Consider the following 12,981-nt stretch of genomic DNA (forward strand, 5'->3'; position numbering starts at 1 on the left):
CTGTCCTTCGCCGTGTTGCGCGGCCAAATTACCGCTCGCGCTGGCTTTCGAATAGGCTCCATTATGGGCCACCTTGAAGGAGGAATAGATGAAACCATTGGAACTGACATTGATAGGCTTTCGTGGAATCCGAGACGGAATCGGACGAGACGAAATCACCATCAATTTTGAAGCGTTTGGAGATGCTCAACTCATTGCCTTGGTCGGCGCGAATGGACGTGGCAAAACCACCGTACTCGACAATATGCACCCTTATCTGGTCATGCCGTCACATGTAAAAGGTAACAGCTATGGCGGCTTCACCTACTATGACCACGTCGTCTTACCTGAAAGCCAGAAGATATTTACTTGGATGCAAGGTGCCGCGCGCTATCGTTCGCATGTTGTGATCAGGAAAAATGGCAGGCGCCGGACGGAGGCCTACCTGCACATCTGGCGTGACGGCAGATGGGAGCCATTGACCGGCGATGATGGCCTTCAATCCGACGGAAAAACGAGCACCCACAATCATTGCCTTGAGTCAAATGCGAGTAGCCCGGAGACTTTTTTCACCACAGCATTTTCGGCCCAGGGAAGACGCCACCTGTCGGCCTACGACAACGCTGAAATCAAAACATTGTTAGGCGATCTGCTCCGACTGGACCACATTCGCGCCCTGGGAGCGCAAGCCAACGATATCGTGCGTCAATCTAGATCCGGGCTGTTGTCCATACGGCAAGAACGTACAGGAGTGCAGACAGAGCTCAGCACCGTACTGAGCGAAATGGCACGTCTGGCGGACAGTCAATTGAACATTGAACAGGTTCAATTCGAGCGACAGCAGCACCATTTGGCAGCGGACGAGGCGAAAGCTAGTCTTGCCACCGTGTGCGCGCAGCGTGATGCAATGCAGGAACAGGAAGCGAGACGGACACAGCTATTGCAAGAACGCGCCGACATTATTTCACGCGGTCGTCGTATTGTCACTGAACTGGACAAACAGAAGGTCCGTGAGCAAGAGCGGCTCACAGCGCTTGACAGTCGGGTCGCGCAAGCCTGCACCGCCACCGAAAAGAACAGACAACGACTGGTCGATGAACAGGAAAGGCTGAAACGCATCGTCTATAGTGGGCGCTTCGTAGGCCGAGCAACGCGCCGACAGTCTATCTTACAATTGATCGGGCAACGCCGAGGTGATGCGGTAGCAGAGTTAAGGCGCCATGTTACACAGCTCAATGAACTGCATTCGAGCATCGCCGCCTGCCGCCAAAAAATCGCGTTGGTCGAGCGTGCCGCCGGCGAAGCTGTTTTTCGCGCCGAGGACTTGAGGCGCCGCTTTGGACTGACTGCCGAGGTGCCGTGTGCGGGGACGGAGCTGCAAGAGCGCTGTAAGCTGCTTGGTGATGCACACACTGCGAAACCATTGGTGCCCTCAGCGCATCTGGAGGTGGTACGGCTGGAAAACGAACGCAGATCGATCATGGCCGACATCACGGAGCTGGTCTCCCAGGCAACGGCCTTGAGCGATACACCGGACAAGCTTAAAAATGCAGAATCCAAACTTGGCGTCGTGCGTGCCAAGCTAGCGTGGGAATCGCAGTTGGCTGCCCGGGCCGGAGAGCTTGCCAATGCCCAGGAAAGCCTGGTATTAGTTGTCGAACAACTAGATCAGTTGATAAAGGCGCAGAGCCTCGGCCGGCAGAGCGCGCATGAAGAGCGCTCGGCCGCCACCGCATCGATCACGGCAACGGCACATCGCCGCGACGAGGAGGCCAGGTCGCATCGTTTATTGTTAGATCGGGTGCAAGGTCTTCTCGACGCGATGCCACCTCCGTTCGATCCGCAGCGTGTCGTGGCTGCCGAACAGGAGGTCTTGCGCTGTCACATAGAAGTGAATCGCATTGAACAGCGCTATTTGGCGGCTGTGCGCTGCGAACAGCAACTCGGCGACGCGCGTCTTAGGCAGGCCGCCTTGGCAAAAAAAATCATTTTGCTTGATTGCCGCATTGGCCGAATCGAAACCGCGATCGGATCATGGGCACTGCTCGCAAAATGCCTGAGCAATGACGGGCTTATTGCACTTGCCATTGACGATGCAGGTCCAGAATTATCGACGCTGACCAATGATCTTCTACTTACTTGTCATGGTGCGAGATTTACCGTCGCGATCAAGACCCAAGTGGAGAAAAATGCAAAAGGCGAGCTGGGGGAAGGGTTCGACATAGTGGTGCATGATGGCCTCAATGATGGTCACAAAAGCGTGACGTTGATGAGCGGCGGAGAGAAAATATGGATTAACGAATGCCTCACGCGGGCGATGGCCCTCTACCTGGCGCAACGGACGGCTGCTTTTTCCGGGCATGGCGGCAGCGATACATTATTCTCCGACGAAGCCGACGGCGCATTTGACCAGGACCACAAACGCGTGTTTATGGCCATGAAGCGAGAAGTACTTCGCCTGGGGGGGTACCATCGAGAGTTCTTCATTTCTCATACACCGGAGTTGGTCACTATGGCCGATGCCGTGCTGGATCTTGATCAATTCGCTGCTGAGGGGCATGTACCTCGCCAACTGTGCCGTGATTTGGACGACAGCAGGAAGGAATATTGCCAACCGAATGCTTCGACATGATGCGGCCGGCGCCAGGACAATGTTGGTTGACGCCATAGTAATGTTAAAAAAACGCCGACTGGTGAGTCGGCGTTTTTGTGAAATGTGAACCGTTGCTATGACGCGCCCACATTACGTTGCTTATTAGCGTGTCGAACATAGTTCCAAGTAATTGTCACCGCAGCCAACGCAGCAACAATGTCGCAGAAAATAATAATGTTGGCAAATGACATCATATTCCTCCAGTTCTCTCTGTGACGGAAGTGTAGTCCATTTCAACATAGCCGCAAGGCTAATTGGTTTCGTTTTCCTCGCCATTATTGGCGGGCTTTTCCGGAACCGTACTGGGTGCAGGAGCTTTTTTGGTCTCCGTGTCTTCGATGCCGACGATAATGGTCGAGCATACGCGGCACACGACGAACAGGCCCAGGGCGACCAACGCGGTTGTGCGAGGACTGGCGCTAAAGGAGCCAAGTACAGCGCTGGCGAACGACCCCGTTTCCAGGTGTTTCAGTGCCTGCAGCGCGGACCGCTGCGCTTTCTTGTTAAATGTGAATCGCATTTTCAATGCCTCCATTGAAAAAAATGTGTCCCGCCTGACCGGGATACATATCTTCCCTGTCGGGAAGCTGTCCAGGTCAGGCTGGATGCCGGCAAGACGCCGGATTGAATAGGAAAGATTGTCAGTGCGCGGCATAGAACATCGAGCCAGGTACTGGTCTGTGCCGACCCGAGATTCAGTCTTGGGCACTATTGAAATAAGCCGACTGGATCAGTTGATCGATCCCAGCTGAAAATCACCAGTTCGCTACGTTCAACGATATGGTGTGCGCCACCGACGTGGTACTTGATCGGGACGGCATCGATGTCAAATTGCTTAAAGATACGGCGCATGTCTGGATGATCATTGAGGCTGATTATTGCCCGTCCCTGGAGGTTGCCTACCAGGTTGGCCATCTTTTCGTATTGCTCTATACCGAACTCAACGCCGTAGCCCGTGACTTCCCAATACGGGGGATCGAGGTAAAAAAATGTTGTAGGCCGGTCATACTTGGACATCAGTGGATACCAATCCAAGTTCTCGATGTACGCGCCGGAAAGCCTGAGATGGGCTGCGGATAGGGTCTCCTCTATCCGCAGCAAATTGACGGGTGGAGTCGTGGCCGATGTGCCCCAAGTCTGCCCACTGACCTTTGCACCATAGGCGTATTGCTGCAGATAAAAAAAACGAACAGCGCGCTGAATATCCGTGAGTGTTTCTGGTTGCGCTTGTTTGAACCACTCGAACATTTGGCGGCTGGCCAACGAATACTTCATGCACCGCACAAATTCTTCAAGATGATTTTGGACGACGCGATATAACCTCACCAGTTCGCCGTGCGTATCATTGAGGATTTCGACTTCGGCAGGGGGACGCAACATATAGATCGCTGCTCCTCCAGCGAATACTTCCACATACGTCTTATGAGGTGGAAATTTGGGAATCAGGTAATTGGCCAATCGTCTCTTGCCACCCATCCAGGGAATGATTGGTATTGCCATGACATACTCCCTTCGAAAAACGCCACCTTCCCTTACAATTTACTTGGTACCTGTTAGTGCGTTGGTCCCCCGACCGGATCGGAGGAGAGGACCAACGCTGTCCTGCAGGGTTGATATTGAGACAAATAACACCCTTATTAGGCCGCTGCTGGATAAGGAGTAATGACCATGGGAGCGAAGAGCAAATCAACGGCTGCTTCCATCTCGGTAGCGGTCACTCCCCTGATAGTGACGACGTCCCCATTCGGCCGGCGAATAGCAAGGCCGCATACGCCAGGTTCATCCAGATTGCCGGCCTGAATGACCGTTCCTTGAATAGTGCCAAACCGTGCTTTTGCGGCGAGACGGTCGATTGTCTCCGGCACATCGGAATCGTAGTGGTAACCTGATCCCTCAGGTCGTTCGGCCGCATCTGGCGCGTCCTGGTTCTGAGAATGGCTGGACATTGCACGGCTTAACAGCTTTTGTGCCCAACGACTGATAAATTGTTCCAATGCGGCAAACGAATAGTGATAAGGAAGATGCACGAATTGTTCGACCAATGCCGCGAGTGCAACAGGATCGATCCGTGGAGCGACGACAGGTTCTGCCGGACCGCAGCTATCGCTGTGTTCTGGGGCGACATCGGACGCGAATAACAACGCCGTCACCAGCCGGGTAGCACATTCCTGGCCCTTGGCTCGCTCGGCCAATCTGATGGAGTTGCCCCAGGAGTGAATGAGGTCCACCAGACAGGATTGCGTCATGGACTTGTTTTCCACGAGCAACTTCACCAGTGTCCGGATGCGCGGCATTTCGACAGGATTGGCATCTATCGGGAAAAGATAGGCCGTTTGGTCTGGTAAGTCATTTTTCATCATATTCTCCTTGCAGTTGATTCCAGTGACTGCCTGATTCCAACGCTACGCATTCGCGCATACGTTGTGCAAGATCGCGTCCGTACATCCAGGCTGCAAGTAACACGGGTTCGTCTTGCAATATCATTGGTGGCAGCAGCCGGCCGCGCACCGTATCGACCATTCCATTGGCAAGGGCATGGGCGGACGCAGCACTCATGGCGTCGCGCGCGGTGCGTTCGTCAAACCATATAAAAGTCTTGGCCAGGTTAAAACGGGCCCATATGAAAAAGTTACGCATGGTGTTCTCCTTGGGGTAATGACAAGAATTAGGGCGCGCCCGTGCGGCTGATCCGTAACTGGACGTGTACTGATGGCGGCAATGGCGCCTTTACCTGTGTACAAAACCGCTAGAGCAGACCTTTGTCCGCAAATGAATAGAAGTTGCCCGCACCGACAATGACGTGGTCGAGGACTTTAATGTCGACCGTGGCCATTGCATTGTTCAGCAAAAAGGTCACCAGCACATCCTCTTTACTCGGCTGGATCTCGCCGGACGGGTGATTATGGGCAAATAGAATGAAGCAAGCGTTATGGCGTAAGGCGGATTTGACCACTTCGCGAGGATAGACTTTGACCCTCGTCAAGGTGCCTGTCGCAACGTCCTCCGTGCAGATCAGGCGCATTTCCACGTCCAGAAACAGGGCAATAAAAATTTCACGCTCAACTCTGCAATAGCGGATGGCTAACCATTCACGCACTGCTGCTGACGACGAAAGGGTCCAGGAGCGTTTCAATGGTTCGGCCAGATCCCGAAGCAGAATTTCCCGCGCAACATCCAATTTGCGCTGCAATTGTTTATCGAATGCGGGTGTTCCCGATGACGTTGGCGCTTCGCTGACGCTCTGAGCAGCGGCGTTGATGCGCGCCCCGGGGACAGAGATAAGTTCACGGGCAAGGTCATCCCGCGACATGAGAGTTATATCGGTCATGACGTTCTCCTAAGATAGATTTGAAAAAAGGGAAAACGGTACCCTGGTCGGGAACGGTTCTCCCGGCAGGGGCATGCTCAATACGTGCAGATGACGCGGTGCAGTGACGCGCTGAAACAGGGTTACGGAAGGCGAGACTACTCACCGGCATGATCTATAGACGAAGGTCGACGGTATCGAGCGAACAGACTCAATGCGCCAAGAAAGACAGCAGAACACGGTAGTGTTCGGCGTTTTGAACAGTAAGGTAGATTTGAGTCGCACCGAAGGGCACGAGACGGTGGCAGGTAACGACTGCGACGCCTGAAAATCAGGTTCTCCATGAGGAGATCGGTCCGGGGACCAGCAACAGCTCCATTATTGTCAATGATGTCGCACAGTACAAGGGGCCTCAAGCGATACCAAGGAGAGTGCTTCAAAAAACGCGTTGTTTTGGTAGATCGGAGGATTCCCTCCTTTTCACTGATGAATCCGGTGCCGCCAACTGTGCCTGACAGGTGACTAGACAAGGCATCGGCCACATTTATCATTGAATAACGAACACAAACATTGAGGAGACCGCCATGCATTTCTTCCAAGAACTCTATCAACTCAGCAATGAAGTCACGTTATCGCTGATCATTACCTCCGATCAGGTACAGGGCACGATGACCATCTGCGTTTTTCCCAAGCCACGGCAGACGCTGAATGAACCTGCGCTGTTGAAAGACCTGACGCTGACCGGCACACCTGATGAGTTTGAAGCCGATTTCATCACGGCGCTCACGGGCTATCGCACCCAGCGCGACAGCCTGCGCTTGCAGGCCGAAACCACGCATAAAGTGTTGGAGCGCGCGCAGGCGGCTTCAGCGAAGACCGCGAATCAAGGCGGCAAACCGCCACCCAAAGCGTCGGTCAATAGTGCCAGTACAGGCCAAAGCGAGCAGGGGTCTGCTCCCAAAGACACTCACGTGAACAATCCGCCTATTGATTCACCGGATTTATCGTGGCGTAAGGGTGCCCAACCGCAGCTTTTTGAGGAATAGGGGGAAATAATGAGTATCGTCACGAAAGAGCTTCAACGCAGGTACTGGTACAACGGCATTTCGCTCCCCGCGCCGGACGGTATGAGTCCCGAACAGGTGCGCGACTTGCACAGCGTACTGTATCCGGAGCTGACCACAGCGGAAATTTCAGTCGGGGAAGGTGTCGTCGACGGCGTGTTGGATATTACCTTCAGAAAAGCAGTGGGAACGAAAGGCGGCGGGTTGGCCGACTTTCGGCAATACGTTCAACGGGTCAGCACAAGCACGGCATCGGAACCAGTATCCACCAGCGCACTGCAAACACCGGAAGCGGCGGTCTGTGCGTCGGCGCTGATCGACTTCATTACGGGCTGCTCATCGGATGCGGCCGGAAACGGGCGCAAGTGCCGCACGGTCGCACCGTCTGAGTTACTTGGCCCTATAGCATGAATACGAGCTTGTCTTTGCCGCGCCTTCATGGCGCGGTACCGGCCCGCTTGCTGCCTGTTGCCGGACGTGCTGAGCGCTGTGCCATTGCCGCGTTTCTGGCCAAAGCAGGCATGATCGATGCATATTCCGTACCTCCGGACTGGATAGCGGGGAATGACGACGAGATAGACATCGCACTGCAGGCATTGGAGAACTGGTTTCGGCGCGAAGCACCCCATCTTGGTTGCCTGGACCCACATTTCATTGTCGAATCCATGTATGAAATTGACCCCGAAGCAACACCAAGCAACAAGATAGAAGCGCCCGTGATAGGGCTGAGTATTAAATGGGGTGAGCGTAACGTGTCGCGGTGGACAGTGGGCGCGGGCTTTGAAGCTTTGGAACAAGCGGTTCCGAGATTGGGCGCAACAGTACTGGACGTAATTGACAAGCAAGGCGGGCTGGTCTATCCACTCTTCACTCCTGCGGTCGCCCTGGAGCAAGCTTCCCTGCTTTTCTGGTATGGAGAGGAAGATGAATCTTTGCTGCTCGAGGATTTGGCCGGGCAGTGTAGCGAGAGCGAGATAGAAGCGATGCGTGATGACATTGTGACCAAAGAGGACATAGACGCTGCGTTTCCTGCGTGGGCGACAAATCTGACCCGGGCACGACTGAGCGAACGAGCATTGTCGACTGTGGCGACAAGGCATACAGATCGCTTCGTCAGAACTGCCGCCAGTCTCGCACTGCGCTTGTTGCGGTTGCGTCCCGTCAGCAATTTTATGCCCAAGTGCGAGGGCGAGGGCGTGTACATCGGTTTTGGCGCTGTGCTGTGCTGGCGCGACAATGACATTGCGATGCGCCTGTCTGACGCGATGGCACGGCGCGCATGGGAGGGAGACGAGGAAACCTACGACCACATCGGCGAGATCGAATTGCATATTGGCGACATCAAGGGCATGCGCGATTGGATGCGCGCCATGCGCCGGCAATTGCGGATGATTGCCTTGCTCGACGCGTTGATCGAGCACCTCGCGGCGCGATAATAACCTATGAAAGGAGGCCCTTATGGACCGGCACCATTTTTCCATCAGCCTGCATCATCATGGGCGAGCCAGATTATCAGAAGCGATCCTGATCTATCGGGGTGCTGGTGTTGGCTCTTGCCAGTCGTATGCAACTATCCACGCCATTGACCATTCGGGAACGGCACCGGTAATCCTGCCGGGGCACGCCGCGACCACGACAGCCTTGCTTGGTCTGTCCCGCGCCTTGTCCGATTCGGTTCGCCATAGCGGCTTTATTCCCAATACCGTGCTGTACGCCGATGGAGACAGCTTGGTGTGGTGGGTACCACCTGGCCTTCGTCATATTGCGTTTCGCTGCACCCAGTGGCAGCCCAACGAACGAGCCGGAACATTGCCGCATCCGGGGCTAGTTTTTCTTTGTGACAAACAACGTTGGATGGTGTGGGCCGTCAAGGGGCGGTGCAGGCCAACGCCTGAAACCATCCTCTGGCGCGCGCCTTACTTTAACGTGTACGTCGATGGCAATATCTGTCGGGGCAATATCACGTTACCAAACACCAATTCCTTTGACAATATTGCGCAATGGAATGATGCATTTTTTCGTACTTATTTTACTCACTCAAATACGTCTGGCAATTTACTGGATTACGCAGGCGGGGCGTATGCATTCTGGCGTGACATGCTTGACCGTCCAGTACCTCGCTTTCCGAATAGCGTGCTGGTACGGCTTGGCATGCGGTTGAAGGACATAATTCATTCTAAGGAGAAAAATCATGCTTGATCCCCGAGATATTGCCTTGCAGGCGGCGTGCCCAGTGGTCGCCGCACCTCGATTTGGTCAACTCGCAACAATGGATGCGGGGCAGCGCATCGTGCTGGCGGCGAATGGTGTATTTGTTGAAGTTAAACTCAGTTGGCTTAGCTGCCTCGTGCGAGTTGGCTCCACGCATCGAAAACTGGCATTGCCATATGGAGATGTGCAAGAACGAGTTGAATTTGCGTTTGGCATGATTCCCCGACGTTTGGTGACCGCATTCGTTGAGGAGGGGCGGCGCCGCTTGCCGAACGAACTTGCGGGTGGATTGATCTATTCCTCGAAAAGCGGCTTGCTGCGGTTGAGACTGTTTGAAGAGCAATATGTGGATCAATGCCGTGTCGACTACCGAATGCCCGCATTAGCAAGCGATGAAGTGCTGGCCGTCGATTTGCATACTCATGGGGGTGCCCCGGCATATTTTTCTTCCGATGACGATCACGACGACAAGGGATTTAAAGTGGCTGGCGTGTTTGGCAATCTTGATGCGGTGAACCCAAGCGCCCGTTTTCGATTGGTGATTGGCGGCTTTTTTGTTCCCTTGCCGAATCCGTGGGAGCGCGATACGGCCTGTTTGCAGGAGCCATGCGTGGCGGGAAAATAGAAGCGTCATATAACGAGGGGGAGAACAATATGGAGGCATTGCATCACAGGCTTGATCCAACACTGTTGAACAAGCGTGTCCAGATACATATTGCCGGCATGGGAGGCAACGGCGCACAAATGGCTGCATGTCTTGCCCGGCTGGATCGTGTCATGTTGGGCCTGGGGCATCCCTTTGGTTTATCGGTGGTGGCTATCGATCCTGCGAAGGTGAGCGCCGCCAATGTCGGGCGGCAGTTGTTCAGTGAGGCCGATATTGGCCTGCACAAAGCAGTGGTCAGCATCAACCGCCTGAATCAGTTTTGGGGACTCGACTGGATGGCCTATCCCTGTACGATCCATGAGTATTGGCAATCCCATGGTGGAAGCTATGGCGCGCAGCGTGATATCCTGATCAGCTGCGTCGATACACGTGCCGCGCGCCGCGACATCCACACATACCTGTTTGCGCGAAAACGTTATGCATACTGGCTTGACCTGGGCAACCGTGAGTCGGATGCACAGGTCATATTGGGGGAGCCAGTACCACATCGGTCCCCTGACAGTGAGCGGGGACCGCGTCTGCCGTGTGTGACGGAGTTATTTCCTGAACTACTCGATCCCATGATCGCCGATGACAATAAACCATCCTGCTCAGTGCGCATGTCGGTTGCCACGCAGGGTTTGTTTACCAACGATATCGTCGTTCGCTTCGCGTCGCAGTTACTATTTGAGCTGTTCTCCCAAGGGTCAATCGAACACCACGGTGTGATGTGCAATCTTGCCAGTAAGCGCACCGCGCCCATCGCTATCGATAGGGAAACTTGGCGCCGGTTCGGTTATCAGTAGGGTCGGCGAAAGGGTTGTCGTGTGAGGTGGCGTTGTTTTCCGGCATTTGACGTCCTTCCTGTTTGGAGGGAAAAACACTCGGACGGTGCATAAACGAACACCATTTTTATCGCTTCGGCGGCGTGGGCGATGCGCCTTTCCTTCATCGAAAGGCCTGATTGGACCGACTTTTCACAGGCGAGAAAGCGGTACGCACGTTCAAAACATTAATCGCGCTGACTACATTGGCGTCTTATTGTTCAACCGCATTTGGTGCATAGGGATTTTACCTGAGCCTTTCGGTTGTCAGCCGATAGGTGGACGTGGTGCGGCCACTTCTTGCTCGTCTATGTGGCAGCATAACCAACCTTGTGCCGTCGATCACCTGCGGCGCGACTGTCTAAGGGGGACGTTGCGCATATCGACCAGCACGTTTCGGTAGAGCCAGGACCGCAGCTAGCCCGACTTGGGCAAAAAAAACGTCCGTTGGCCTGGTCGCGACTGATTTGGCTCGGTTCTGGACAGCGGACGCATGTCGCCAATACCTTCGTAATTGAAGGGAGGGAATACGGCGGCACCGACAGGAATAATGCATGCGTGCCTTCTCCAAGTCCTTGACGGCTTGTTGCCCCTTGGGTCGCAGCGTGCGTCTCGCAGCCAGGGGGCGGGACCGCGACGCGAGTCCGAAAGCGTTTTACGCAAGTCGGCCATGCCGATGGACTGGTTGCCGGCCACCTGGTTCACTTTTTGTGTCGTCAGCGTTCGGTGATAGAAGCGGCATAGCCCCTACCTGATCAAAACCTGCTGATGGGGAAACCAGCGAAAAATGCCGTGATCCGAAGGCATGAGCTTGAATTGCGGAGCGACCGTGTCTATGCTAAACGGTGCAGTATTGTGCCGCCGTCAGGTTGCACAATGCTAACCACTATAAATTGCAGAATAGCGGAGGATCGGGGTTTTTATGTTGAGACTTGGGAATACTATTCGACTAACGTCGAGGGATATCGAACGCTTGACACGCCTCACTCTGATTAAGCCAGTGGGGGTGAAAAGCATCGATGACCTCGACGTCTATATCGAACAATGCAAAAAACATTACTGGGGCACATCACCTGACTCCAAGATATATCATCAACTCATCGATGATACCGTTGCTGCAATTCGCCAGGTTGGTTAAGCCGATGCACCTCATTCGGGATCGCTAATTGCTAGCCGACTTGGCACTGGTCGATTTGCTGCTGTTCGACTTAGCGACATTTTTGGTCTCGGCTGGCTCGGCAAACCCTCCTTTTTGACGCAACTCGTGCAGACGCCGTTCTGCTGGTTCTGCTACCCGGTCGGGTGTGCATGCCACCAAAACATTGCCCACGAATCGCACAGTGCGCATCGCAATTTGAATTATTGCAACCCACGGTGCAATGAATAGCGCACGCATACAAATGCGTACCGCTGCCGCAATTCGCTCCTCTCGCAGCTGTCGCTGTTTGTTCAAGCGAATCGAACGTTTCGCTTGCATGTACAGGCCGAGATGCTCGGATCGAACATCGCCATTGCTGTCGAGGAGCCGGATGACTTCGGCCGCCACGATGGGATCACCGATGTTCCTGTAAAAACTGATCCAGGCCCGTTGCTCCCATTGATCCAACGCCGTTGGCTTTCTTTTGCCAGGGCGTTGTTGAGCCTTGCTGACGTAACGGCGGACGGCGTCATGCTGGTCGTTACTCGGTACCTGCCATGTGCCGCGGTTGTGTTCCTCTACATCGAGGTCACGTTGATCCGGATTGCGATGATAATTTTTTGTGGACATGTTGTTCCCCTTAAAAAAAATGGGAACGACAGGTCCCGGTGGGAACCTCCACGTTCCCGCTAAAATATGCCTAACGCAGTACTAGGACTGCGAGACACTGCGACGCTGGTAGATCACCAGGCGCGCAATACGTTGAAAAGCTTGCAGCATTTATCGAGGACCGTTTGCAGCGTTGACGGAGGACATTTTTCCAGGTCAACGCTAATGGCAACTGGTCGGGTAACCAGCAAGTAGCATGGTGTAGGTCGCTGGCCACCTGGTTTCTTGTGACCATTTCCGCCGACAAGCCAGCAATTGGACGAGTCAGAAAAAGCGCGATGTAATGTGGTCATGATGCCTCTCCAAAAAAAATGGGGACACCTATGCCCGTTGTCGGGGTACGGATGTTCCCCGAATGAGCAAAAACGCGCCTTGATGAAATGCAGCGCGCAAACAAAAGAAGGCCCGAAACTCGAAAGCTGGGCCTTGTATGGCAACGGCATACCACCGTTGCTATCGTTTGCTAGAAGGCAAAACGAAATGCGTGCGA

At 54.2% G+C, this 12,981-nt stretch carries 13 protein-coding genes; 7 read left to right on the forward strand and 6 right to left on the reverse strand.

Going from position 1 to position 12,981, the window contains the following annotated elements; all coding sequences use genetic code 11:
* Positions 1-88: 88 nt before the first annotated feature.
* A complete protein-coding gene (locus KO539_RS24135; RefSeq protein ID WP_219312249.1) occupies positions 89-2,611 on the forward strand; it encodes a DNA repair protein in 2,523 nt (840 codons plus the stop codon).
* A gap of 271 nt (positions 2,612-2,882) precedes the next feature.
* Here the strand turns inward: KO539_RS24135 and KO539_RS24140 are convergent, their stop codons facing one another.
* From KO539_RS24140 to KO539_RS24160, 5 genes are all read right to left on the reverse strand, one after another.
* Complete coding sequence (locus KO539_RS24140; RefSeq protein WP_219312251.1) at positions 2,883-3,287, reverse strand: hypothetical protein; 405 nt, start codon at positions 3,285-3,287, stop codon at positions 2,883-2,885.
* Between the two features lie 53 nt (positions 3,288-3,340).
* Positions 3,341-4,132, reverse strand: coding sequence for a DNA adenine methylase (locus KO539_RS24145; RefSeq protein WP_219312253.1), 792 nt, complete (start codon positions 4,130-4,132; stop codon positions 3,341-3,343).
* Positions 4,133-4,269: 137 nt separating this feature from the next.
* Positions 4,270-4,992: a hypothetical protein gene (locus tag KO539_RS24150; protein WP_219312255.1), complete on the reverse strand. Its 723-nt coding sequence runs from the start codon at positions 4,990-4,992 to the stop codon at positions 4,270-4,272.
* Positions 4,979-5,269, reverse strand: coding sequence for a hypothetical protein (locus KO539_RS24155; RefSeq protein ID WP_219312257.1), 291 nt, complete (start codon positions 5,267-5,269; stop codon positions 4,979-4,981). The genes KO539_RS24150 and KO539_RS24155 overlap by 14 nt, the downstream gene beginning before the upstream one ends.
* Before the next feature lie 109 nt (positions 5,270-5,378).
* Positions 5,379-5,960 carry a RadC family protein gene (locus tag KO539_RS24160; protein WP_219312259.1) on the reverse strand — a complete coding sequence of 194 codons (582 nt, stop codon included), beginning with the start codon at positions 5,958-5,960 and terminating at the stop codon, positions 5,379-5,381.
* Positions 5,961-6,523: 563 nt separating this feature from the next.
* Between KO539_RS24160 and KO539_RS24165 the strand changes: the two genes are divergently transcribed.
* From KO539_RS24165 to KO539_RS24190, 6 genes are read left to right on the forward strand one after another with little or no spacing between them, the layout of a single operon-like run.
* Positions 6,524-6,985 (forward strand): PRTRC system protein E, encoded by a 462-nt coding sequence (locus KO539_RS24165; RefSeq protein ID WP_219312261.1) that lies wholly within the window; start codon positions 6,524-6,526, stop codon positions 6,983-6,985.
* Positions 6,986-6,994: 9 nt separating this feature from the next.
* Positions 6,995-7,414, forward strand: a complete 420-nt coding sequence (locus tag KO539_RS24170) for a PRTRC system protein C (protein WP_219312263.1) — start codon at positions 6,995-6,997, stop codon at positions 7,412-7,414.
* Complete coding sequence (locus KO539_RS24175; protein WP_219312264.1) at positions 7,411-8,439, forward strand: PRTRC system protein F; 1,029 nt, start codon at positions 7,411-7,413, stop codon at positions 8,437-8,439. The genes KO539_RS24170 and KO539_RS24175 overlap by 4 nt, the downstream gene beginning before the upstream one ends.
* 22 nt (positions 8,440-8,461) lie before the next feature.
* Positions 8,462-9,202, forward strand: coding sequence for a PRTRC system protein B (locus KO539_RS24180; protein ID WP_219312266.1), 741 nt, complete (start codon positions 8,462-8,464; stop codon positions 9,200-9,202).
* The gene (locus KO539_RS24185) at positions 9,195-9,839 is read left to right on the forward strand and encodes a PRTRC system protein A (RefSeq protein ID WP_219312268.1); all 645 of its coding nucleotides are present in this window, start codon (positions 9,195-9,197) and stop codon (positions 9,837-9,839) included. The genes KO539_RS24180 and KO539_RS24185 overlap by 8 nt, the downstream gene beginning before the upstream one ends.
* 29 nt (positions 9,840-9,868) lie before the next feature.
* Positions 9,869-10,666 (forward strand): PRTRC system ThiF family protein, encoded by a 798-nt coding sequence (locus KO539_RS24190; protein ID WP_257626434.1) that lies wholly within the window; start codon positions 9,869-9,871, stop codon positions 10,664-10,666.
* A gap of 1,180 nt (positions 10,667-11,846) precedes the next feature.
* Here KO539_RS24190 and KO539_RS24195 read toward each other — a convergent pair.
* Positions 11,847-12,452 (reverse strand): hypothetical protein, encoded by a 606-nt coding sequence (locus KO539_RS24195; protein ID WP_219312270.1) that lies wholly within the window; start codon positions 12,450-12,452, stop codon positions 11,847-11,849.
* Between the last annotated feature and the right edge of the window lie 529 nt (positions 12,453-12,981).

Source organism: Janthinobacterium sp. NKUCC06_STL, assembly GCF_019345455.1.
GTDB classification, from domain to species: domain Bacteria; phylum Pseudomonadota; class Gammaproteobacteria; order Burkholderiales; family Burkholderiaceae_D; genus Janthinobacterium; species Janthinobacterium rivuli.

Excerpts from the sequence above, each read along its gene's own strand:
- KO539_RS24135 (WP_219312249.1), top strand. The coding sequence starts at position 89 with ATGAAACCATTGGAACTGACATTGATAGGCTTTCGTGGAATCCGAGAC.
- KO539_RS24140 (WP_219312251.1), bottom strand. The coding sequence starts at position 3,287 with ATGCCGCGCACTGACAATCTTTCCTATTCAATCCGGCGTCTTGCCGGC.
- KO539_RS24145 (WP_219312253.1), bottom strand. The coding sequence starts at position 4,132 with ATGGCAATACCAATCATTCCCTGGATGGGTGGCAAGAGACGATTGGCC.
- KO539_RS24150 (WP_219312255.1), bottom strand. The coding sequence starts at position 4,992 with ATGATGAAAAATGACTTACCAGACCAAACGGCCTATCTTTTCCCGATA.
- KO539_RS24155 (WP_219312257.1), bottom strand. The coding sequence starts at position 5,269 with ATGCGTAACTTTTTCATATGGGCCCGTTTTAACCTGGCCAAGACTTTT.
- KO539_RS24160 (WP_219312259.1), bottom strand. The coding sequence starts at position 5,960 with ATGACCGATATAACTCTCATGTCGCGGGATGACCTTGCCCGTGAACTT.
- KO539_RS24165 (WP_219312261.1), top strand. The coding sequence starts at position 6,524 with ATGCATTTCTTCCAAGAACTCTATCAACTCAGCAATGAAGTCACGTTA.
- KO539_RS24170 (WP_219312263.1), top strand. The coding sequence starts at position 6,995 with ATGAGTATCGTCACGAAAGAGCTTCAACGCAGGTACTGGTACAACGGC.
- KO539_RS24175 (WP_219312264.1), top strand. The coding sequence starts at position 7,411 with ATGAATACGAGCTTGTCTTTGCCGCGCCTTCATGGCGCGGTACCGGCC.
- KO539_RS24180 (WP_219312266.1), top strand. The coding sequence starts at position 8,462 with ATGGACCGGCACCATTTTTCCATCAGCCTGCATCATCATGGGCGAGCC.
- KO539_RS24185 (WP_219312268.1), top strand. The coding sequence starts at position 9,195 with ATGCTTGATCCCCGAGATATTGCCTTGCAGGCGGCGTGCCCAGTGGTC.
- KO539_RS24190 (WP_257626434.1), top strand. The coding sequence starts at position 9,869 with ATGGAGGCATTGCATCACAGGCTTGATCCAACACTGTTGAACAAGCGT.
- KO539_RS24195 (WP_219312270.1), bottom strand. The coding sequence starts at position 12,452 with ATGTCCACAAAAAATTATCATCGCAATCCGGATCAACGTGACCTCGAT.